This is a genomic window from Kitasatospora sp. NPDC004289 (assembly GCF_053602875.1).
Genome location: NZ_JBSGEL010000022.1, coordinates 14,348 through 36,753 on the forward strand (window position 1 = coordinate 14,348; position 22,406 = coordinate 36,753).

The following is a 22,406-nucleotide window of genomic DNA, read 5'->3' on the forward strand; positions in this document are numbered from 1 at the left end:
GGCGGACGCGTCGGTGTGCGAGGGCGGGTGCAGGCGGCCCTCGAAGGAGACCGGCGTGACGCCGGAGGCTTCCCCGCCCGTGACCAGCCGGATGAGCAACTCGACGACCTGGGTGTCTGGTTGGTCGCATTCGCAGGACGTGCCCGCCCAGTCGTGCTGGTCCGCCGTGAAGGCCGTCGTCGTCGGCCCGATGTTTCGGTCCGGGAGGCGACCTACGCAACTCTGTCGTGTTTTTGCGAAACTCTGTCGACATCTTGTGGTCATCTGTCGGGCGGTGGTTACATGTGCGTGCCGCCGGTGAGTGCCGCGGCACCCCACCCACCCGTGCCCGCAGAAGGGTTCCTCCGTCATGAGCAGAGCTGGGATCGTCCACAGATCCGTCGTCGTCGCGTTGGCCGCAGGGATGGCCATGTCGCTTGCCGCGTGCGGGAGTTCAGGGGGAGGGAGCGGGGACGGCAAGGCGAGTGGGGGCGCCACGCTGGATGCGTCGGCGAAGGTGACGATCAGCGTGGACTGCCAGCCGCCGGTGACCAAGGCGGCGGAGCGCAAGCAGTGGGACGAGGACGTCGCGGCGTTCGGGAAGCTGTACCCGAACGTGACGATCAAGAGCAAGGACGCCTCGCCCTGCGAGGAGCCGGCGCCGTTCACGGCCCAGCTGAAGGGCAAGACGCAGACCGACGTCTTCTACACCTACTTCACCGACCTGCAGCAGGTGCTGGATGAGGGTGCGGCGGAGGACATCTCCGCGTACGTCAACGAGCAGACCGTCCCGGCGCTCAAGGACATCGACCCCTCGGTGCTGGCCACCCTGAAGGACGGCGGCAAGCTCTACGGCCTGCCGACCTCCAACTACAAGATGGGCCTGCTGTACAACCGCAAGCTGTTCAAGCAGGCCGGTCTGGACCCGGAGAAGCCCCCGACCACCTGGGCGGAGGTCCGGGAGGCGGCGAAGAAGATCGCCGCGCTGGGCAACGGGGTGAACGGGTACGGCGAGTACAGCGCGACCAACCAGGGCGGCTGGCACTACACCGCCGAGCTGTACGGCCTCGGCGGCTCGATGGTGAGCGAGGACGGCAAGAAGGCCGCCTTCAACACCCCCGAGGGCAAGCAGGTCCTGCAGAACCTGTACGACATGCGCTGGACCGACAACAGCATGGGTGCCGCGCAGAGCCTCAAGTGGCCCGATCTGATGACCCAGATGTCGACCGACAAGCTCGGCATGTACATCGGCGCGCCGGACGACATCACCTACATGGTGCAGACGCTCAAGGGCAACTACGACGATTACGGCATGGGCCCGATGATCGGCGGCAAGGCCGCGCTGCTCGGCGGCAACGACTACATGTTCAAGAAGGGCTCCACCCCGGAGCAGATCAAGGCCGGCATCGCCTGGATCAACTTCAAGTACCTGACCCTCGGCAAGGGCCAGTTCGACTACGCCCGGACCAAGGCCGACGGCCTGCCGGTCGGCCTGCCGCAGCCGTTCTTCTTCACCGGTGCGTCGCTGGAGGGCGACAACAAGGCCAAGGCTGCCAGCGCCACCGTGCCGGTCGCCAACTACGCGCCGTACCTGGCCGTCCAGGTGCCCGGCAAGACCGAGCCGGCCAACGCCCAGCAGATCTACAAGGTGCTGGACAACCCGGTCTCCGCCGTCCTGACCGACAAGAACGCCGACGTCGCCAAGCTGCTGGGCGAGGCCGAGGCGCAGGTCAACCAGGTCCTGGCGAGCCTGCAGTGACGCTACGTCGGGTCCGGGAGCAACTGACGGCGCACGGCTTCCTGATCGGTGCGCTGCTCTGCTTCGGCTTCTTCACCTGGTACCCGATGGTGCGGGAAGTCGTGATGAGCTTCCAGCGCACCAAGAGGGGGCGGACCACCTGGGTCGGGTGGGCCAACGTCGAACAGCTGCTCCAGGACCCGGCGTTCTGGCAAGCCTGGGGCAACACCCTGCTCTTCACCCTGCTGGCCCTGGTGCTGGGCTTCGCGATGCCGTTCTTCGTGGCCGTGCTGCTCAACGAACTGCGGCACGCCAAGGCGTACCTGAGGATCCTGGTGTACCTGCCGGTGATGATGCCACCGGTCGCCTCGGTGCTGCTCTTCAAGTACTTCTACGATCCGGACTTCGGGCTCTTCAACAGCATCCTGCGGGCCCTGCACCTGCCCACCTCGGCCTGGCTCAACTCGCCGGACACCGCGATGGTCTCGGTGGTGATCGCGGCCACCTGGATGAACATGGGCGGCGCCACGCTGATCTACCTGGCGGCCCTCCAGGGCATCCCCGGGGAGCTGTACGAGGCGGCCGAGCTGGACGGGGCCGGCATCTGGCGGCGGATCTGGCACGTGACGATCCCGCAGACCCGGCTGATCCTCTCGCTCCTGCTGCTGCTCCAGATCGTGGCCACCATGCAGGTGTTCGTGGAGCCCTTCCTGCTGACCGGGGGCAACGGACCGCAGGGCTCCACCACCACCGTGGTCTTCCTGGTCTACCAGTACGCCTTCAACTTCAACAACTACGGTGCCGCCTCCGCACTCGGGCTGATCATGCTGCTGGTGCTGGCGGGCTTCTCCGTGCTCTACGCGCGGCTGTCCCGCAAGGCGGCCGACTAGAAAGGACGCCCGGTGGCAGAGCCGCAGACCCGGACGCTGATCTCCCAGACCCAACTCGACCGTCCGCTCGGCAGGTGGCTCTACCGGGTGGTCCTGGCCGTCACCGTCATCGGCTTCACGCTGGTCTTCCTGGGCCCGCTGTACTGGCTGGTGACCGGCGGTCTGAAGTCCACCGCCGAAGTGGTGCAGAACCCGCCGACGCTCTTCCCCAGCGAGCTGCACCCGGAGACGTACGCCACGGCCTGGAGCCAACTGAGGCTCGGCAGGCTGCTGTTCAACACGCTGTACTACGCGCTGGGGGCGCTCGCCTTCCAGCTGGTGTTCGACGTGGCGGCGGCGTACGCGCTCTCCAAGCTCCGGCCGGTGCTGGGGAACGTGATCCTCGGCATGATGCTGGCCACCCTGATGATCCCGGCGGCGGTCCTCATCGTGCCGCAGTACCTGACGGTGCTTGACCTGCCGGTGCTCCACCTCAACCTGGTGAACACCCCGTGGGCGATCTGGCTGCCCACGGTGGCCAACGCCTTCAACATCTTCCTGCTGAAGCGCTTCTTCGACTCCATCCCGGCCGACCTGCTGGCGGCCGCCGCGATCGACGGGGCCGGCCCGATGCGGACCCTGGCCTCGATCGTGCTGCCGATGTCGCGGCCGATCCTCGGAGTGGTCTCCATCTTCGCCGTGGTGAACGTCTGGAAGGACTTCCTCTGGCCGATGCTGGTCCAGCCGGACCCGGCCAACCAGACGTTGAACATCGGCATCAAGTCCCTGGCCATGGGCGTGCCGCAGAACGTCATCATCGCCGCGCTGGCGATCGCCTCGCTGCCGACCATCGCCTTCTTCCTGCTCTTCCAACGCAACATCATGTCCGGGCTCACCTCGGGTGGGCTCAAAGGCTGAGGCCGGGGCCCGGGCGCCGATCCGAAAGGACCTCGATCGTGGGACAGCAATCCCCGCCCGACCGCTCCGACTGGTGGCGCGACGCGGCCATCTACCAGGTGTACCCGCGCAGCTTCGCCGACGGGAACGGCGACGGCACGGGAGACCTGGCCGGAGTCCGCGCCCGGCTGCCCTACCTGGCCGAACTCGGCGTGGACGCCGTCTGGTTCAACCCCTGGTACCCCTCGCCGATGGCGGACGGCGGCTACGACGTGGCCGACTACCGGGGCGTGGACCCGCTGTTCGGCACCCTGGAGGAGGCCGAGCTGCTGATCGCCGAGGCGCTGGAGCTCGGCATCAGGACGGTGGTGGACGTGGTGCCCAACCACGTCTCCGACCAACACCCCTGGTTCAAGGCCGCGTTGGCGGCTGGGCCGGGCAGCCCGGAGCGGGAGCTGTTCCACTTCAAGCAGGGCCGGGGCGAGCACGGGGAGATCCCGCCGAACGACTGGGTCTCCGAGTTCGGCGGCTGCCCGTGGACCAGGATCGAGGACGGCAGCTGGTACCTGCACCTGTTCGCCACCCAGCAGCCGGACCTCAACTGGGCTCATCCGCTGGTGCGTTCCGAGCACGAGGAGATCCTCCGGTTCTGGTTCGACCGCGGCGCGGCGGGCGTGCGGATCGACTCCGCCGCGCTGCTCGCCAAGGACCCGGAGCTGCCCGACTTCGTGAAGGGCACCGACCCGCACCCCTACACCGACCGGGAGGAGCTGCACGCGATCTACCGCTCCTGGCGGGCGATCGCCGACGAGTACCCCGGCACCCGGATCCTGGTCGGCGAGGTCTGGCTGCCGGACGCCGAACGGTTCGCCCGCTACCTGCGCCCGGACGAACTGCACACGGCCTTCAACTTCGACTTCCTGGCCCGCCCCTGGGACGCCGCCGCGCTGCGCGAGTCGATCGACTCCACCCTGGCCCTGCACGCGCCCGTCGGCGCGCCGGCCACCTGGGTGCTCTGCAACCACGACGTCACCCGCACCGTCACCCGCTACGGCCGCCGGGACACCCGCTTCGACTTCGCCGCCAAGCGCTGGGGCACCCCGACCGACCCGGCGCTCGGCCTGCGCCGGGCCCGGGCCGCCGCGCTGCTCTCGCTGGCCCTGCCCGGTGCGGTCTACCTGTACCAGGGCGAGGAGCTGGGCCTGCCCGAGGTGGAGAACCTGCCGCTGGACCGGCTCCAGGACCCGATGCACTTCCGCTCCGGCGGCACCGACCCCGGCCGCGACGGCTGCCGGGTGCCGCTCCCCTGGTCGGGCGACCGACCCCCGTACGGGTTCAGCCAGGATTCGACGGCCGAGCCCTGGCTCCCGCAGCCGGCCGACTGGGCCCCGCTCACCGTGGCGGCCCAGTCGGCCGACCCTGAGTCGATGCTGTCCCTCTACCGCTCCGCGTTGGAGCTGCGCCGCACCGAAGCCGCCCTGCACGGCGACAAGTTCGAGTGGCTGCCCTCGGCCGGCGAGGTGCTCGCCTTCCGCCGGGGCGACCTGCTCTGCCTGGTCAACTTCGGGGCCGAGCCGGCCCCGCTCCCGGAGCACCGCACGCTGCTGCTGGCCAGCGGCCCGCTCAGCGGCCCGGCCCTGCTCCCCACCGACACCGCGGTCTGGCTGCGCGTCGCCTGATCCGCACGTGGCGCGGACACCCTCCGCCCGGCCCGCCATCGGGCCGGGTGCCGCTCCGCCCGCCGCCCCTCCCCGGAGGCCCGGATGGCCGTCTCGGCCCGGTCGCCACCGCACGCGCAAGGTTCCCTCAACTCCTCACCCCCACCCCGTCGTCAGAGACAGAGGACCCCCGTGAGAACCAGAGCACCGATCCCCCGGCTGGTGGCCACCGCGGCCACGCTCAGCCTGCTGGCGCTGGCCGGCCCGCTCCTCCCCGGTACCGCCGTAGCCGCCGGCGGCCCCAACCTGGCCGCCGGCAAGGCGGTCTCCGCCTCCAGCACCACCGGCGGCCAGTCCGCCACCAACATCAACGACGGCAACCAGGGCACCTACTGGGAGAGCGCCAACGGCGCACTTCCGCAGTGGGTGCAGGTCGACCTCGGCAGCTCCACCTCGATCGACGAGGTGGTGCTCAAGCTCCCCGCGGGCTGGGAGAGCCGCACCGAGACGCTGGCGGTGCAGGGCAGCGCCGACGGCACCTCCTTCACCACCCTGGCCACCTCGGCCGGGTACTCCTTCGACCCGGGCGCGGGCAACACCGTCCGGATCACCTTCCCGGCCGCCACCACCCGGTACGTCCGGCTGGCGATCTCGGCCAACACCGGCTGGCCGGCCGCGCAGATCTCCGAACTGGAGGTGCACGGCTCCTCGACCACCAGCCCCAACCTGGCGCTCGGCCGGGCCTTCAGCAGCAGCGGCGTCAGCCAGACCTACGTGGCGGCCAACGCGGGCGACGGCAACCAGGCCAGCTACTGGGAGAGCGCCAACAACGCGCTCCCGCAGTGGGTGCAGGTCGACCTCGGCGCGGCCGTCGCGGTCAACCGGGCCGTGCTCAAGCTCCCGGCCGGCTGGGAGCGCCGCACCCAGACGCTCTCGGTCCAGGGCAGCACCAACGGCACCACCTTCACCGACCTCTCCGCCTCGGCCGGCCGGGTCTTCGACCCCGCCACCGGCAACGCGGTGACGGTCGACCTCGGCACCACCACCGTCCGGTACCTGCGGGTCAACGTCACCGCCAACACCGCGTGGCCGGCCGCCCAGCTCTCCGAGCTGGAGGTCTACGGGCCGAACACCGGCGACACCCAGGCGCCGTCCGCGCCCGGCACCCTGTCGTACACCCAACCCGCCTCCGGGCAGGTCAAGTTGAACTGGGGCGCGGCCACCGACAACGTCGGCGTGACCGGCTACGACGTGTACGCCAACGGCGAGCTGCTCACCAGCGTCGCCGGGAGCGTGCTGAGCTACACCGACAGCCGCCCGGACTCCGAGACGGTCTCGTACAGCGTCAAGGCCAAGGACGCGGCGGGCAACCAGTCGGCCGCGAGCAACACCGTGACCCGTGCCGGCCAGAGCGGCGACACCCAGGCGCCGTCCGCGCCCGGCACCCTGTCGTACACCCAACCGGCCTCCGGGCAGGTCAAGTTGGCCTGGGGTGCGGCCTCCGACAACGTGGGTGTGACGGGCTACGACGTGTACGCCAACGGTGCGCTCCGCGCCAGTGTCGCGGGCAACGTGCTGAGCTACACCGACAGCCGCCCGGACTCCGAGACGGTCTCGTACTACGTCAAGGCCAAGGACGCGGCGGGCAACCAGTCGGCCGCGAGCAACACGGTGCTGCGCAGCGGCACCACCGGCGGCACCAACCTGGCGGCGGGCAAGCCGATCTCGGCCTCCTCGGTGATCCACACCTTCGTCGCGGCCAACGCCAACGACAACGACGTGACCACCTACTGGGAGGCCAACGGCCAGCCCGGCACCCTGGCGGTCCAGCTCGGCTCCAACGCCTCGGTCAGCGCCGTGGTGGTCAAGCTCAACCCGGCGGCGGCCTGGTCCTCCCGGACCCAGACCATCGAGGTGCTCGGCCGGGACCAGTCGGCGAGCGGCTTCAGCTCGCTGGTGGCGGCCAAGACCTACGCCTTCGACCAGCCCTCGGGGAACACGGTGACCATCCCGGTCTCCGCCACGGCCGCCGAGGTGCAGCTGAAGTTCACCGCCAACTCCGGCTCCGGGGGCGGCCAGGTGGCCGAGTTCCAGGTGATCGGCACCCCCGCGCCCAACCCGGACCTGACCGTCACCGCCACCTCGGCCAGCCCGGCCAACCCGGTGGAGACCGACGCCGTCACGCTCTCCGCCACGGTGCAGAACGCCGGCAACCTGGCCGCCCCGGCCAGCTCGGTCAACCTCTACCTCGGCTCCACCAAGGTCGGCACCGCCCAGGTCGGCGCGCTGGCCGCCGGTGCCTCCACCACCGTGCAGGTCAACGCCGGGGTGCAGAACGCCGGCAGCTACCAGCTCTCCGCCAAGGTCGACGAGGCCAACGCGGTGATCGAGCGGGACGAGACCAACAACTCCTTCACCGCGGCCGCCCCGCTGGTGGTCAGCCAGGTGGCCAGCTCCGACCTGCTCGCCTCCCCGGTCAGCTGGTCGCCGTCCAACCCGGCGGCCGGAAACGTCGTCAACTTCTCGGTGGCGGTGAAGAACCAGGGCACGGTGGCCTCGGCCGGCGGCGCCCACGCCATCACCCTCACCGTGGCCGACGCGAGCGGCGCGGTGGTGAAGACCCTGACCGGTGCCTACACCGGTGCCATCGCGGCCGGTGCCACCGCGGCCCCGGTGAACCTGGGCAGCTGGACGGCGGGCAACGGCAAGTACACCGTGAAGACGGTGATCGCCGACGACGCCAACGAGCTCCCGGTGAAGCGGGCCAACAACACCGACACCCAGTCCCTCTACGTCGGCCGCGGCGCCAACATGCCGTACGACACCTACGAGGCCGAGGACGGCGTGCTGGCCGGCGGCGCGGCCCTGGTCGGGCCCAACCGGGTGGTCGGCGACCTGGCCGGCGAGGCCAGCGGCCGCCGCGCGGTGACGCTCAACTCCACCGGTGCGTCCGTGGAGTTCACCACCAAGGCGCCCACCAACACCCTGGTCACCCGGTTCTCCATCCCGGACGCGGCCGGCGGCGACGGCATCAACTCCACGCTCAGCGTCTACGTCAACGGGTCCTTCCTGAAGACCATCGACCTGACCTCCAAGTACGCCTGGCTGTACGGCAGCGAGACCGCCCCGGGCAACTCGCCGGGCGCCGGCGGCCCGCGGCACATCTACGACGAGGCCAACGTCCTGCTCGGCACCACCGTCCCGGCGGGCAGCAAGATCAAGCTCCAGAAGGACGCGGGGAACACCTCGCAGTACGCGATCGACTTCGTCAGCCTGGAGCAGGCCACGGCCGTCGCCAACCCGGACCCGGCGAAGTACGCCGTCCCGGCCGGCTTCACCCACCAGGACGTGCAGAACGCCCTGGACAAGGTCCGGATGGACACCACCGGAACGCTGGTCGGCGTCTACCTGCCGGCCGGTGACTACCAGACCGCGAGCAAGTTCCAGGTCTACGGCAAGGCCGTGAAGGTGGTCGGCGCGGGCCCGTGGTTCACCCGCTTCCGGGCGCCGGACACCCAGTCCAACACCGACGTCGGCTTCCGGGCCGAGGCGACCGCCAACGGTTCCTCCTTCACCGGCTTCGCCTACTTCGGCAACTACACCTCGCGGATCGACGGCCCCGGCAAGGTCTTCGACTTCGCCAACGTCGCCAACATGGTGATCGACAACATCTGGGTCGAGCACATGGTCTGCCTCTACTGGGGCGCCAACACCGACAACATGGTCATCAAGAACTCCCGGATCCGCGACACCTTCGCGGACGGGATCAACATGACCAACGGCTCCACCGACAACCTGATCACCAACATCGAGGCCCGGGCCACCGGCGACGACTCCTTCGCGCTGTTCTCCGCGATCGACGCGGGCGGCGCGGACGAGAAGAACAACGTCTTCGAGAACCTGACCTCGATCCTCACCTGGCGGGCGGCCGGCGTCGCGGTCTACGGCGGCTACGCCAACACCTTCCGCAACATCCACATCGCCGACACCCTGGTCTACTCGGGCATCACCATCAGCTCGCTGGACTTCGGGTACCCGATGAACGGCTTCGGCACCGACCCGACCAACCTGCAGAACATCTCCATCGTCCGGGCCGGCGGCCACTTCTGGGGCTCGCAGACCTTCCCGGGCATCTGGGTCTTCTCGGCCTCGAAGGTCTTCCAGGGCATCCGGGTGAGCGACGTGGACATCGTCGACCCGACCTACCACGGCATCATGTTCCAGACCAACTACTCCGGCGGTCAGCCGCAGTTCCCGGTCAAGGACACGGTGTTCAGCAACATCTCGATCACCGGGGCGAAGAAGAGCGGTGACGCCTACGACGCCAAGTCCGGCTTCGGGATCTGGGCCAACGAGGCGGCCGAGGCCGGCCAGGGCCCGGCGGTCGGGTCGGTGGTCTTCAACAACCTGCGGATGAGCGGCAACGCGCAGGACATCAAGAACACCACCTCCACCTTCACCATCACCGTGAACCCGTAACCCCTCCAGGTCCCATCCCTCCGAGAGCAGCTGCTGCCCCGGGCGCCCCTGACGCGCCCGGGGCAGCAGCGCAAGAAGGCGCAAACGGCTTGCGAAGGACGACGTACACTCCCATCATGACGCGACGACTCGCCCAGGTGGCGCAGAAGGTCGGGGTCAGCGAGGCCACCGTCAGCCGGGTGCTGAACGAGAAGCCCGGCGTCTCGGACGCCACCCGGCAGGCCGTGCTGACCGCACTCGACGTGCTCGGCTACGAGCGTCCCACCCAACTCCGCGGCGAGCGCGCCCGGTTGGTCGGCCTGGTGATGCCCGAGCTGCAGAACCCGATCTTCCCGGCCTTCGCCGAGGCGGTCGGCGGCGCGCTGGCCGGCCAGGGCTTCACTCCCGTGCTCTGCACCCAGACCGCCGGCGGCGTCTCCGAGGCCGACTACGTGGACCTGCTGCTGGCGCAGCAGGTCTCCGGCGTGGTCTTCTTCGGCGGCCTCTACGCCCAGGGCGACGCCCCGCACGACCACTACGACCGCCTCGCCGAGCGCAGCCTGCCCACCGTGCTGCTGAACGCCGCCATCGATGGCCTGGACTTCGCGCGGGTCTCCTGCGACGACGCGGTGGCCGTGGAGCAGTCCATCGGCCACCTCAAGCAGCTCGGCCACCGCAAGCTCGGCCTGGTGCTCGGCCCGGCCGACCACGTGCCGTCCCGGCGCAAGCTGGACGCGGCCCGGGCCGCCGCCGCGAAGGCGGGCCTGGAGCTGCCGGACAGTCAGGTCGAGCGGGCGCTGTTCACCCTGGAGGGCGGCCAGGCGGCCACCACCCGGCTGCTCAAGCAGGGCGTCACCGGCGTGATCTGCGCCTCCGACCCGCTGGCCCTGGGCGCCGTCCGGGCGGCCCGCCGGGCCGGGCTCTCGGTGCCGGACGACCTCTCGGTCATCGGCTACGACGACTCCTCCTTCATGACCTGCACCGACCCGCCGCTGACCACCGTCCGCCAGCCCATCGAGGCGATGGGCCGGGCCGCCGTCGACCTGCTGGTCGGCGAGATCGGCGGCGCGAAGATCACCCACGACGAGCTGCTCTTCGAGCCCGAGCTGGTGGTCCGCGGGTCCACCGCGCCGCCGCGCGAGCGTTCCTGAGCGCAGCACTGAGCCCCCTGCGGTCCGCCGACCGCAGGGGGCTCAGTGCTGTGCCGGTTAGAGGACCGTCAGCTCGGAGAGCTGGGCGGCGGGCCAGGCGGTGTTGGCGGTGAAGGTCAGCCGCAGGTGGCGGGCGGTGGTGGACGGGAAGGTGATCGTCCCGGTCGGGGCGATCGCCACGCTCTGGGCGGCGGCCAGCTGGGTCCAGTTCACGCCGTCGGCCGAGCCCTGCACGGCGACCGTCTCGTTCCGGGCGCCCCAGGTGGGGGGCAGGGCGAGGCGCAGGCCGGTGGTGGCGGTGGTGGCGCAGCGGTCGAGGGTGAAGGTCTGCGGGAAGGCGTTGTTGGCGCTCTCCCAGTAGCTGGCCTGGTTGCCGTCGATCGCGTTGGCGGCGGTGTAGGTCTGGGTGGAGCTGCTCGCGGTGGCGCTCGGCGTGCAGGCGGGCGGGGTCGGGGTGGGAGTCGGGGTCGGGGTCGGCGTGGGGGTGGGCGTGGTGGTCGGGGTCGCACCGGTCAGCACGGTCAGCTCGGAGAGCTGGGCGGCCGGCCAGGCGGTGTTGGCGGTGAAGGTCAGCCGCAGGTAACGGGCGGTGGCCGACGGGAAGGTGACCTCACCCTGAGGGGCGATCACCACGCCGCGGGCGGAGGCGAGTTCGGTCCAGGCGGCGCCGTCCGCGGAGCCCTGGACGGAGACCGTCTCGGTGCGGGACTCCCAGCCGGAGGGCAGGGCGAGGCGGACGCCGGTGACGGCCGAGGCGGTGCACCTGTCCAGGGTGAAGGTCTGCGGGAAGGCGTTGTTGGCGCTCTCCCAGTAGGTCGAGGTGTTGCCGTCGACCGCGTTGGCGGGGCCGTAGTTCTGGTTGGTGCTGCTGGCGGTCGCACCCGGGGTGCAGGCCGGCGGGGTGGTGGGGGAGGGGGACGGCGACGGAGTGGGGGTCGGGGTGGGCGTCGGGGTCGGGGTCGGCGTCGGGGTCGGGTTGGTCCCGTTGGACGGGCGGCCGCCGTAGGTGAACTGCGGGTTCGGCCAGACACCGGTGCAGGTCGAGCCGGTGAGGCCGGAGTTGCCGCCGCCGTCGGTGATCTGGAAACCGGTGCCGACGCAGTTGTGGATCGGGGTGGGCGCCTGCGCGATGTTCCGGGCCGTCACGTTGGTGAACCGCATCGAGGAGTTGGCCTGTGCCTGGACGGCGTAGGTGCCGGCGCCGTCGATGGTGACGTTGGTGAAGCTGATGCCGTTGGAGGGGCCCTCGATGGTCTGGATCGCCTCGTAGGAGCTGTCCAGGATGTCGGTGTCCGAGATGGCGATGGTGGCGCCGGAGATCGGTTCGTTGAGGCCGCTGAACCAGACCGCGCCGACGCCGAAGTTCCAGTTGTAGTCGCTGTTGCCGGTCCGGATCAGGGTGTTGCGGGCGGCGGTGATGGTGCCCGCCACGGCGGTGCCGTTGCCGGAGGTGACGCCGGGGTACCGGTTGGCGATGTGCAGGCCGCCGCCGTTGGAGATGGTGTCGGCCATCACGTTGTCGGAGATGGTCCAGTCCTTGCCGCCGTACGTGACGATGTTGTTGGCCAGGATCGGCAGCACCACGGTGTTGTGGGTGAAGCTGTCGCCGACGTTGGGCACCCGCTCCGGCCAGGAGGCCAGGCCGTCGTCGCCGGTGTTGCGGACGAAGGTGTTGGTGACGCTCGAATTGGTCACGCCGGTGTGGAAGTTGACCCCGTCGGCGGTCTGGTCGAGGATCCGGCTGTTCTTGATGGTGAAGCGGTCCATCGGACCGTCCATCCAGGCGGCCACCTTGGTGTGCTGGATCCACAGGTTGTCGACGGTGGAGTTGCTCATCGCCCCGCCGATGGCGTTCACCTGGTCGTCGTCGATCCGCTCGCGGACGTCGCCGATGATGGCGAAGTCCTTGAGGGTGACGTTGCGGCTCGGCCCGTTGGCCTCGTGCGGGCGGACCGCGCCGCCGTAGCCGCCGCCCGGGACGTACTTGCCGTAGATGCCGGCCGCCCGGTTGCGGTTGATCGGGTCGCGCCCGCCGAGCACGGAGTACCAGGGCCCGGCCCCGGCCAGCGTGACGCCGTCCACCACCACGTGGTCGTAGAGGGTGAAGGTGCCGGTCGGGATCCAGACGGTCTTGCCCTGGGCCTGGCCCGCGTTGACGGCGGACTGGAACTTGGCGGTGGAGTCGGTGGCCCCGCTCGGGTCGGCGCCGAAGTCGGCCACCACGTCGAGCGCGCCCGCCGGCTTGGTCTTCGCCGGGCCGACCTGCTCGAAGTCGGCCAGGTCGATGGTGAAGCTGGGCGACTGCGCGGTGGAGGAGACCTGCAGCCGGACCTTGGTGCCGGTCGGCAGCAGCGAGCCGAACATGGTCCGGGTCTCGTCGTAGAAGTGGTGCGGGTTGGTGTCGCCGGGGTTGTTGTTGAACGGGTAACCCCCGTAGTACCAGCCGTACTTGGAGGTCACCGGGAGGTCCTTGAGCTTGCTGCCGTTGACCAGCAGGTCGATCGAGGCGTCCCGGCCCCGGCCGTCGGCCGAGTCCGGCAGGGAGTACCGGAAGCTCATCGCGTCGGCGGGGGCGGCGAGGGTGAACTCCACGTACTGGCCGGGCGAGTTGAGCGTCACGGCCTGGCGGCCGGAGGCCTCCGAGGGGAGCGTGCCGTAGCGCCGCTCCGGGCCGATCACGGTGCCGTTGGTGGCCGCGAACTCGGCCTCCTGCTCCTTGAACGGGACGGTCGCGCCCCGGCCGGGAACGTCGAGCGGGGAGAGGGTGGGGACGGCGGCCGCGTGCGCGGGGGCCGCGGTGACGGCGAGCAGGGCGCCGGTGGAGAGCGCGGCCGCCGTGAGGACGGCGACCGGCCCGCGAAGGCGGCGGACGGTGGGTGGCTGCATGAGGGGGCCTCGCTGGGTCGTGGGTGGGGGACGACGGCCGAGCGAGGGAGAGACTAGGCGTGACGCTGCATGAAGTCCATGGAAACGTGCAAAATCTCGACAGGTAGGGCGCAAGTCTGTCGGCTGTGGCGTTGTGCGACGCCGGAGCGGCGGATTGACCTTGACGTAGCGGCAAGGTGTGTCATGGAGCCATGCGAATCGGCGAACTGGCCGCCCTGGTCGGGGTCTCCACCCGGACGGTGCGGCACTACCACCACCAGGGCCTGCTGCCCGAGCCCGAGCGGCGGGCCAACGGCTACCGCGAGTACGGCCTGCGGGACGCCGTCGAGCTGGCCCGGGTGCGCCGGCTGGCCGAGCTGGGCCTCTCCCTGGATGAGATCCGGGACGTGCTGGCCGACGATCGCGGGCGCGAACTGCGAGAGGTGCTGGCCGAGTTGGACCGGGACCTGGCCCGCCAGCAGCAGGCCATCGCCGACCGCAGGGCCCGGCTGGCCGCCCTGCTGGCCCAGGAGGAGCTGCACCCGGACAGCGCCGTCGACCCCGAGCTCGCCGAGGTGCTGGCCGCGCTCCCCGTCGAGGGCTCGCCCTTCGCCGCACTGGACCGCGACGTGTTCGCCCTGGTCCACACCGCCGGCGGGCCCGAGCAGCGGGCCGAACTCCTCGACATGATCCGCCCGTTGGCCGGGAACGCCGACCTGCTCCCGCTCTACCGGCGCCTCGACGCGCTGGCCGGCGCGGCACCGGACGACCCGGAGGTCGACCGGCTGGCCGAGGAGCTGGTGGCGCACCTGCCACCGGTGATGGCCGAGCTGATGGCCGGCCGCACCCCGGGCGAGGAGCTGCCGACCGGGCTGGCGGAAGAACTGGCGCCCGCCCAACTGGCCGTGATCCGACGGCTGTTCGCACTCCTGGGAGGAGAGGGCTGATGGACGGCGTCGAGACGGGTACCGGGACCGGGGCCGAGGGGGGTGCGCAGGAGGGCGGGCGTGCCGGTGCGCTGCGCGTGCTGCGCCGGCTGGCCCTGTTCGACCTCCGGGGGATGCAGAGCCTCTGGCTGCTCGCCCGGCGCCGCCGGCACGGCGTCCCGCCGGGCGCCACCGCCGTCCCCTACGAGCGGGAGGAGCGAGGGACGCTGCTGGTCCTGCTCTTCGTGGTGGTGGTCGAGGGCGTCGCCACCGAGCTGCTGCTGCGCGGCGTCGGCGCCCCGGAGTGGCTGCGCGGGCTGCTCCTGGTGCTGGACGTCTACGGGGTGCTCGCCGTGGTGGCGATCGGCGCGGCCCGGGTCACCCGGCCGCACGTGGTCTCCGGCACCGAGCTGCGGATCCGCTCCGGCGCCTTCTTCGACCTGCGCGTCCCGCTCGCCCTGGTCTCCGCCGTCCGGACCGAACGGAACTTCAACGAGGAGAAGGCGGTGAGCGTGGCCGACGGCCGCTGCGCGGTCTCGGCCGGCTCGCGGACCAACCTGGTGGTCGAGCTCGCGGCCCCGGTGACCGTCACCCGCCCGCTCGGCCGGCTCGCCGAGGCGCACCGGATCCACTTCTTCGCCGACGACCCGGTGGCGGCCGCCGCCGCCCTCCGTGCCCAGCTCGGCCCGGCGGCTCCGACCGCCCGGCCCGCCGGCCGCTGACGCCCTCACCGCGATCCCCGGGTTCTTCGAGGCATCCCGGGCGCCGTCCCGGTGACGGGGTGTCAGGCGGGGCCGCGGGGGCGGCGGGGCCGCCGCCTACGATGGGCGGCATGTACGCCTTCCTCCCGGCCGCGGTCTTCTTCCTGGCCTTCTGCGCCAGCGTCTGGCAGGACCGGAGGCGGTTCCGCAACGCGGTGCTGCTCGGGCTGACCCTGACCAGCCTGACCGCCGCCCTGCTCGCCCAGGCCCGGCACCTGCCGGAGACACCGGCGATGATCGTCTACGCGGCGGTGCTGCTGGTGCCCGCGCTCGGGGTGCTGGTGCTCGGGGCGGCCCTCGTCCTCAACGGCGTCACCGTGATCCGGAGGGAGGGCGCCCGGCCGGCCACCGTGCTCTCGCTGCTGCTCGGGCTGGCCATCTACGGGACGGTCGTCCTGGTGCTGCTGGCCGGACGGCCGAACGCCTCCTCCGGCTACCTGGCCTTCGTGGTCGCGGTGCTGCTGCTCTCGGCCTACCTCTCCTTCCTCTGCCTCTCGTTCCTCGGCTACTCCTGGCTCTACGGCCGGATCCCCGCCCGGGGAGAGCTGGACTTCGTGGTGGTGCTCGGCGCCGGTCTGATCGACGGGGAGCGGGTGCCGCCGCTGCTGGCCGCCCGGCTGCGGCGCGGTCTGGCCGTCCACGACCGGCAGGTGGCGAAGGGGCGGCCGGCCCCGGTGCTGCTCGCCTCCGGCGGGAAGGGCACGGACGAGAAGGTCCCGGAGTCCACCGCGATGGCCCGGTGGCTGGTCGAGAACGGCGCTCCGCCCGAGCGGGTGTGGGAGGAGGACCGCTCGCGGACCACCGAGGAGAACCTGGTCTTCAGTCAGAAGATCATGAGCGAGGCGGTGCCCGGCTACCGCTGCGTGGTGGTGACCAACAACTTCCACGCCTACCGGGCCGCGATGCTGGCCCGCCGGGCCGGGGTCAACGGCCAGGTGCGCGGCGCCCCGACCGCCGGCTACTACCTGCCGAGCGCCACCATCCGCGAGTTCGTCGCGGTGTTCTGGGAGCACAAGGTGGTCAACCTGGTGATCTGCGCGCTGCTGGCCGGCATGGCCCTGGGGGCCTTCCTGCTCGACGCGCTCTACCGGTAGCGGGGCGGGCCCGGACCGTCAGTGCCGGTTGCCCAGGGCGAAGAGCAGGATCACGAACCCGGCGAACAGGTGGGTCCCGGCGATGTAGAAACTGGCCCGCAGCCACATCTGCTTGCGGCGGCTCTTCTCGTCCTGGACGGCGGCGCTGCGCACGGCCTGGCTCATCGCTGGGTGCTCCCTCCGTGGTGGCCGGCCGGTCTGCCGACGCGGCTCAGATACCGAGTGTACGGGCGCGCAGTTCGGCCCTTCCGAGCACGCGGTGGACGTCCGCGAGCCTCGTACCAGGGGAGTCGTTGAACTCGTCGGGCGAGCTGACGCAGTGTCCGTCGGAGTGCAGCACCTCCATCACCTGGACCCGTCCGCGCCGCGCCTCGACCGCCGTGCCGAAGCCGTGCGCGAGCACCGCCGCCTGCGCGCCGAGCAGGCAGACCCGGCCGCGGGCGTCCCACATGGTGCCCTGCACCCAGCCGGCGGTGGTCAGGTAACGGGAGGTCAGGGCGAGGTGGTCGGCGACGCTGACGGGGGTCGGCCGCGCGGTCCTGCGGAGCAGGCGGTCCAGCAGGGTGGGGGCGGGGAGCGGGAAGCCCGTGTGCCAGGGGCGCAGCACGCTGCCGAGCGGGCAGACGCGGGGGACGGCGAGGCGGACGGGTGCGGGGAGCGAGTGGAGGTAGGCCTCGATCTCGGTGATCAGGGCGGAGCCGTCGGCGGTGAGCATCGGCGGTGGGGTGAGGAGTGGGGCGAGGACCGGCATGCGGCTGCTCCTTATGTACCGATTTGGTGGCCTTTCTCTTGATACCTGAGCGGGTACGGGGAGGCGGCCGCCGACGCGCGGGAAGGGCGTGGGGACCCGGCGTACGGTGGGAGGCGGGGGTCTGCACCGAGGAGGACGCCATGCCTGGTTCCGTCACCATCGGACACACCGATGCACTGGTGATGCTCAGCCACGACGACGCCGCGCGCCTGGCGCGCACCCTGCGGGCGCTCTCCGAGGGCCGGCCGGCGCCTGCCGCGGAGGAAGGGGAGGAGGCACAGGCCCGGTGGTCCCGCCGACTGGCCGACTACCTGGACCGGCACCTCTGACGGAGCCCGGACCTCTGACGGAGCCCGGACCTCCGACGGAGCCCGGACCTCCGACGAAGCCGGGACGCGGCGGGATCCGGGCGGGTAGCGTGCGGGCATGTCGATCTCGTGGGTGACCGTCCCGACGCCGCTGCCGAGCGGGCCCGTGCGGCTGGCCGTCACCGACCAGGGGGTGGCGGCGGTCTCGTACCACGGCGACACCGTGGCGGGACTGCCCGCCGGACTGCCGGAGTGCACGGACGAGCAGCGGGTGGCGCTGGTGCGCTCCCGGGTCGACGAGTACTTCGCGGGGAACCGGCGGGACCTGGAGCTGCCGCTGGACTGGCGCTTCGCCACCGGCCCGCACCGGGTGGTGCTGGAGACGCTCAAGCGCGAGGTCCCGTTCGGGAAGACCGTCACCTACGGCGAACTCGCCGCCCGCAGCGGGGCCTTCGATGAGCTGGACGAGGGCGACTGGGCGGCCGCCCGCACCGTCGGCAAGATGATGGGGGCCAACCCGCTCTGCCTGCTGGTGCCCTGCCACCGGGTGGTGGCCTCGGACGGGATCGGCGGTTTCGGCGGCGGCCAGGTCGGCGTGGAGGTGAAGCGCTGGCTGCTCACCCTGGAGGGCGTGCTCCCGCCGACCCTGGACTGGAGCGGCCCGACCTGACCGGAGGCCGGGCCCGCGGCCGTCAGGCCATCGCCACCAGCCGCGGCACCGGGGCGGCGGTGGCCGCCACGGCGGGAGCGGGAGCGGCTGCGGGCAGCACCGGCTGGACCGAGGAGACCAGCGCGTAGTCGGTGCCCAGCAGATCCTCGACCAGCGGCAGCACCGGGCTGGCGCCGAGCGCGAGCTGTACGGCGGCCAGCGGCAGGTTGAGCCCGCACAGCCGCAGCTGGTGCAGCCCGCCGGAGGGCCGGGTGTTGATGTCCAGCAGGACCGGCGTGCCGCGGTAGTGGCGGAACTGCACGTTGGAGAGGTACGACAGGCCGAAGGTCTCCACCAGCCGGCGGGCCGGCTCCAGGTAGGCCGGGTCGGTGGTGAAGCCCCGGCGGCGGCCGGTCTTGGTGCGGCCGACGGCGGCCAGCAGGCGGCCGTCCTGGTCGGCCAGGCAGTCCACCGAGACCTCGGGGCCCGCCAGGTAGGGCATCACCAGCAGGTCCACCGAGCCGGGTGCGGCGGCCAGCGCGCCGGCCAGCTGGTCCAGCTGGACGCTGCCGCTCGGCCAGCCGTTCAACTGCCGCAGGCTGAACGGCTCCCGGGTGATGGTGCGGAAGCCCTCGCCGCCCGCCCCGCTGGCCGGCTTGAGGCAGGGCTGCTCGCCCAGCTCCTCCAACTCGGCGACGGCGGCCAGGAGTTCACCGGCCGTCCGGACGCGGTACCAGGGCGGCACCGGGAGGCTGGCGGCGGCCATCGCGACGTAGCCGTCCACCTTGTCGGCGAAGGTGGCTATGCCCTCGGCGGGCGGGCAGACCAGGGCGGTGCCCAGCGCGGCGAACTCCGCGCGGTGTCGGGCCACCACCTCCTGGTGCAGCCGGGGCAGGAAGACGTCGATCCGGTGCCGGTCGCAGAAGTCCAGTGCGAACTCCAGGTACGCCTCCGGGGTCAGGCCGTCCGGCTCCGGCAGGCCGTGGTCGGCGGCGGCCAGCACAGGGGAGTCGGTGTCCACGTGGGTGGCGAAGACCTCGACCGGGGCGGCCCGGAGCAGGTCGATGAAGAAGACGTTCTCGGCGTAGGTGCGGTTCAGCCAGACGCGGACGGGGGCGCTCACGGAGGTCTCCCGGGGAGAGGGCGCGACAAGAGGGCACGGCGAAGCGGAGGGGTGGGGCAGGAGGGCACGGCAAAGGGAGAGGGCGTCCGCGCAGGAGTGGCCAGAACGGCCATCGGTCGCGCCCTTGTGGTGGCACCTTAGCGCCCCGTTCGAAGCGGGTGAACGGGGGGTGGCAGCCGATCCGTGACGCGCGTCGACCCGGGAGCGGACGGAGGGTCAAAAGCCCTGCCGGGGAGGGGTGCTGGGGCGCGTCGGCGAAGGTTACCGGCAGGTGAAATCTTCCGGGGACGGCGTGGACGGGGGCGCGCGGAGCACAGCGGTGGTGCCGAAGGGGCTCGAACGCCTGAACTGTCATCAGTTCGGGTGAGTCGGCCCGCCGGACCGGACCGTGGGCGTCCGATCGCGCAGCACCATGGGGTGCCACCACGTCCACGTTCGTCGTGCCCGCGGAAGGGTCGCAGATGACCACCGAGATCCAGCAGGGAATCCCCGCCGCGCGCGGGGCGGATCAGGCGCGCTCCAGCCTCGGCACCGAGGCGGCGCGCACCCTCGCCAGCACCACCAAGTCCGCCCCCCAGATGCAGGAGATCACCGACCGCTGGCTGCTCAGGGCACTGCCCTGGGTGGAGGTCCAGGCCGGGACCTACCGGGTGAACCGGCGGCTGACGTACCTGGCCGGCCGCGGCCGGGTCGCCTTCGAGCAGGCCGGGGCCGCCGTCCGGCTGGTGCCGCCCTCGCTGCGCGAACTCCCGGCGCTGCGGGGCTTCCCGGAGGACGGGCCGCTGGCCGAGCTGGCCGACCGCTGCGTGCAGCGCCGGGTCGAGCCCGGCGAGGTGCTGGCCGAGGCCGGCCGACCGGTCACCGAGGTGCTGCTGGTCGCGCACGGCAAGCTTCGGCGGACCGGCACCGGCAGGTACGGCGAGACCACCGCGCTCGGCGGAGCCGCCGACGGCGACCCGGTCGGCGACGAGGCGCTGGCCCAGGACGAGCCGCACTGGCCCTACACGGTGACCGCCACCACGGCCGGCACCGTGCTGGCGCTCCCGCTGGACGCCTTCCGGCAGCTGGCCGAGCGCTCGGCCGGGCTGCGCGAGCAGCTGCGCGCCCACCGCGAGGCGGCGGCCCGGCCGGTCAACAAGCGCGGTGAGGCCGCCATCGAGCTGGCCGCCGGACACTCCGGCGAGCCGGTCATCCCCACCACCTTCGTGGACTACGAACTCCGGCCCCGCGAGTACGAGTTGAGCGTGGCCCAGACGGTTCTGCGGGTGCACACCAGGGTCGCAGACCTCTACAACCAGCCGATGAACCAGACCGAGCACCAGCTCCGCCTCACCATCGAGGCGCTGCGCGAGCGCCAGGAGCACGAGCTGGTCAACAACCCGGAGTTCGGCCTGCTGGCCAACGTGGCGCACGAGCAGCGGATCTCCACCCGCTCCGGCCCGCCCACCCCCGACGACATGGACGACCTGCTCAGCCGCCGCCGGGGCACCAGGTTCTACCTGGCCCACCCGAGGGCGATCGCCGCGATCGGCCGCGAGGCCAACCGGCGCGGGCTGTACCCGGCGGCCCGGGAGAAGGACGGCACGCTGCTGACCACCTGGCGCGGGGTGCCGATCCTGCCCTGCGACAAGATCCCGGTCAGCCCGCAGCAGACCACCTCGATCCTGGCCATGCGGGTGGGCGAGAAGGAGCAGGGCGTGATCGGCCTGCGGCAGACCGGGATCCCGGACGAGGTCGAGCCCGGGCTGAACGTGCGCTTCATGGGGATCGGCGAGAAGGCGATCGTCTCCTACCTGGTCAGCACCTACTACTCCGCGGCCGTCCTGGTCCCGGACGCCGTCGGCGTCCTGGAGAACGTCGACGTGGCGCACCGCGGCTAGCCGCCGGCCGCCGGCCGGTGGTTCGGCGGCTCCGTTCGTACGAGGCAACCGACAGAGTTGGGGGAGGGCACGATGGGGATCTTCGCGCTGGAGCGGAACGGGACGGGGAGCGGGACGGGGAACGGAAGCGCCGGCGGCAGCCAGGAGGGCTCCGAGGCCGCCGAACTGCTGGCCCGCTCCCGGGCGGTGGTGGACCCGGCGCTGCGCGCCGCGATCGGCTCGATGCCGGACTCGATGCGGCTGGTGTCCGGCTACCACTTCGGCTGGTGGGAGGCGGACGGCACGCCCTCCGACACCGGCTCGGGCAAGGCGATCCGCCCGGCCCTGGTGCTCGCCGCCCTCCAGGCGGTCGGCGGCACCGACCCGGCGGTCGCCGTGCGGGCCGCCGCGGCGGTGGAGCTGGTGCACAACTTCACCCTGTTGCACGACGACGTGATCGACCGCGACCTGACCAGACGTCACCGGGCCACCGCCTGGCGCGCCTTCGGCATCACCGAGGCGATCCTCGCCGGCGACGCGATGCACTCGCTGGCCCTGCGGGTGCTGGCCGAGGACGGCCACCCGGCCGCCCCGGCGGCGATCCGGCGGCTGGCCGACTGCGTGGTCGAGCTGTGCGCCGGTCAGCAGGCCGACTGCGCCTTCGAGCAGCGCACCGACGTGACGCTCGCCGAGTGCCTGGAGATGGCCGAGGCGAAGACCGGCGCGCTGCTCGGCTGCGCCGGTGCGGTCGGCGCGCTGTACGGCGGAGGCGGTGAGCAGGCGGCCGAGGCGCTGGACGCCTTCGGCCGCGAGATCGGCCTGGCCTTCCAGCTGATCGACGACCTGATCGGCATCTGGGGCGACCCGGCCGTCACCGGCAAGCCGGTCGGCGCCGACCTGGCGGCCCGCAAGAAGTCGCTGCCCGTGGTCTTCGCCCTCGGCTCCGGCACCGAGGCGGGCGCCCGGCTGGCCGAACTCTACGCGGTGGAGCGCGCGTTGACGGAGGAGGAGCTGGCCGAGGCGGCGGACGCGGTGGACCGGGCCGGCGGCCGCGCCTGGGCCCAGGGCGAGTCCTGCGAACGGATGGCCGCCGCCATCGGCCACCTGGCCGACGCGGTGCCCGACCCGTCGGCCGCCGACGACCTGCTCGCCCTCGCCGAACTGGTGACGCGGCGCTCGTTCTGACTCCTGCGGGGGCGCGGGGTTGGTGGTCACCCCGGGGGCGCGGGGCTGTGCTGATGTGCGGCTCCGCCGCGTGGGCGCGCGGTTGGTGGTCACCCCGGGGGCGCGAGGCTGTGCTGATGTACGGCTCCGCCGCGT

General features: G+C 71.9%; 17 protein-coding genes and 1 pseudogene. 13 read left to right on the forward strand and 5 right to left on the reverse strand.

Annotation, left to right across the window (positions count from 1 at the left end; genetic code table 11):
• Window positions 1-349: 349 nt before the first annotated feature.
• The 6 genes from ACWEPF_RS17055 to ACWEPF_RS17080 all read left to right on the forward strand — a co-directional run bounded on the left by ACWEPF_RS17055 (window position 350) and on the right by ACWEPF_RS17080 (window position 10,750).
• Complete coding sequence (locus ACWEPF_RS17055) at window positions 350-1,738, forward strand: ABC transporter substrate-binding protein (RefSeq protein WP_452173192.1); 1,389 nt, start codon at window positions 350-352, stop codon at window positions 1,736-1,738.
• Entirely contained in the window at window positions 1,735-2,607 is an 873-nt protein-coding gene (locus ACWEPF_RS17060) for a carbohydrate ABC transporter permease (RefSeq protein ID WP_449797851.1), read from the forward strand. The genes ACWEPF_RS17055 and ACWEPF_RS17060 overlap by 4 nt, the downstream gene beginning before the upstream one ends.
• 12 nt (window positions 2,608-2,619) lie before the next feature.
• Window positions 2,620-3,504, forward strand: a complete 885-nt coding sequence (locus tag ACWEPF_RS17065) for a carbohydrate ABC transporter permease (protein WP_345290923.1) — start codon at window positions 2,620-2,622, stop codon at window positions 3,502-3,504.
• A gap of 38 nt (window positions 3,505-3,542) precedes the next feature.
• Window positions 3,543-5,162, forward strand: a complete 1,620-nt coding sequence (locus tag ACWEPF_RS17070) for a glycoside hydrolase family 13 protein (protein ID WP_452173193.1) — start codon at window positions 3,543-3,545, stop codon at window positions 5,160-5,162.
• 84 nt (window positions 5,163-5,246) lie between these two features.
• Window positions 5,247-9,620, forward strand: coding sequence for a galactose-binding domain-containing protein (locus ACWEPF_RS17075; protein ID WP_452173194.1), 4,374 nt, complete (start codon window positions 5,247-5,249; stop codon window positions 9,618-9,620).
• Window positions 9,621-9,736: 116 nt separating this feature from the next.
• Window positions 9,737-10,750 (forward strand): LacI family DNA-binding transcriptional regulator, encoded by a 1,014-nt coding sequence (locus ACWEPF_RS17080; protein WP_345282583.1) that lies wholly within the window; start codon window positions 9,737-9,739, stop codon window positions 10,748-10,750.
• A gap of 57 nt (window positions 10,751-10,807) precedes the next feature.
• On the opposite strand, the gene ACWEPF_RS17085 is transcribed toward ACWEPF_RS17080, so the two are convergent.
• Entirely contained in the window at window positions 10,808-11,269 is a 462-nt protein-coding gene (locus ACWEPF_RS17085; protein ID WP_452173254.1) for a discoidin domain-containing protein, read from the reverse strand.
• Window positions 11,261-13,636: pseudogene (locus ACWEPF_RS17090) on the reverse strand (discoidin domain-containing protein); the annotation flags it as partial. The gene ACWEPF_RS17085 and the pseudogene ACWEPF_RS17090, both read right to left, overlap by 9 nt.
• A 191-nt stretch (window positions 13,637-13,827) precedes the next feature.
• Here ACWEPF_RS17090 and ACWEPF_RS17095 point away from each other — a divergent pair.
• The 3 genes from ACWEPF_RS17095 (at window position 13,828) to ACWEPF_RS17105 (ending at window position 16,396) form a co-directional block, all read left to right on the forward strand.
• Window positions 13,828-14,562 (forward strand): MerR family transcriptional regulator, encoded by a 735-nt coding sequence (locus ACWEPF_RS17095; RefSeq protein ID WP_452173195.1) that lies wholly within the window; start codon window positions 13,828-13,830, stop codon window positions 14,560-14,562.
• Complete coding sequence (locus tag ACWEPF_RS17100) at window positions 14,562-15,263, forward strand: hypothetical protein (protein ID WP_452173196.1); 702 nt, start codon at window positions 14,562-14,564, stop codon at window positions 15,261-15,263. The genes ACWEPF_RS17095 and ACWEPF_RS17100 overlap by 1 nt, the downstream gene beginning before the upstream one ends.
• 110 nt (window positions 15,264-15,373) lie before the next feature.
• Window positions 15,374-16,396: a YdcF family protein gene (locus ACWEPF_RS17105; RefSeq protein WP_452173197.1), complete on the forward strand. Its 1,023-nt coding sequence runs from the start codon at window positions 15,374-15,376 to the stop codon at window positions 16,394-16,396.
• 18 nt (window positions 16,397-16,414) lie between these two features.
• On the opposite strand, the gene ACWEPF_RS17110 is transcribed toward ACWEPF_RS17105, so the two are convergent.
• Together ACWEPF_RS17110 and ACWEPF_RS17115 are read right to left on the reverse strand one after the other, a co-directional pair.
• Window positions 16,415-16,561, reverse strand: coding sequence for a DUF6126 family protein (locus tag ACWEPF_RS17110; protein WP_345282590.1), 147 nt, complete (start codon window positions 16,559-16,561; stop codon window positions 16,415-16,417).
• 46 nt (window positions 16,562-16,607) lie between these two features.
• Complete coding sequence (locus ACWEPF_RS17115; protein WP_449798505.1) at window positions 16,608-17,147, reverse strand: DUF6197 family protein; 540 nt, start codon at window positions 17,145-17,147, stop codon at window positions 16,608-16,610.
• 140 nt (window positions 17,148-17,287) lie between these two features.
• On the opposite strand from ACWEPF_RS17115, the gene ACWEPF_RS17120 reads away from it, so the two are divergent.
• Together ACWEPF_RS17120 and ACWEPF_RS17125 are read left to right on the forward strand one after the other, a co-directional pair.
• Complete coding sequence (locus ACWEPF_RS17120; protein ID WP_345282594.1) at window positions 17,288-17,476, forward strand: hypothetical protein; 189 nt, start codon at window positions 17,288-17,290, stop codon at window positions 17,474-17,476.
• Between the two features lie 97 nt (window positions 17,477-17,573).
• Window positions 17,574-18,125 carry a methylated-DNA--[protein]-cysteine S-methyltransferase gene (locus tag ACWEPF_RS17125; protein ID WP_452173198.1) on the forward strand — a complete coding sequence of 184 codons (552 nt, stop codon included), beginning with the start codon at window positions 17,574-17,576 and terminating at the stop codon, window positions 18,123-18,125.
• A gap of 22 nt (window positions 18,126-18,147) precedes the next feature.
• Here the strand turns inward: ACWEPF_RS17125 and ACWEPF_RS17130 are convergent, their stop codons facing one another.
• The gene (locus ACWEPF_RS17130; RefSeq protein WP_452173199.1) at window positions 18,148-19,227 is read right to left on the reverse strand and encodes an ATP-grasp domain-containing protein; all 1,080 of its coding nucleotides are present in this window, start codon (window positions 19,225-19,227) and stop codon (window positions 18,148-18,150) included.
• A gap of 461 nt (window positions 19,228-19,688) precedes the next feature.
• Between ACWEPF_RS17130 and ACWEPF_RS17135 the strand changes: the two genes are divergently transcribed.
• Together ACWEPF_RS17135 and ACWEPF_RS17140 are read left to right on the forward strand one after the other, a co-directional pair.
• Window positions 19,689-21,107: a family 2B encapsulin nanocompartment shell protein gene (locus ACWEPF_RS17135; protein WP_452173200.1), complete on the forward strand. Its 1,419-nt coding sequence runs from the start codon at window positions 19,689-19,691 to the stop codon at window positions 21,105-21,107.
• A gap of 72 nt (window positions 21,108-21,179) precedes the next feature.
• Complete coding sequence (locus ACWEPF_RS17140) at window positions 21,180-22,271, forward strand: family 2 encapsulin nanocompartment cargo protein polyprenyl transferase (protein ID WP_452173201.1); 1,092 nt, start codon at window positions 21,180-21,182, stop codon at window positions 22,269-22,271.
• The last annotated feature ends 135 nt before the right edge of the window (window positions 22,272-22,406 follow it).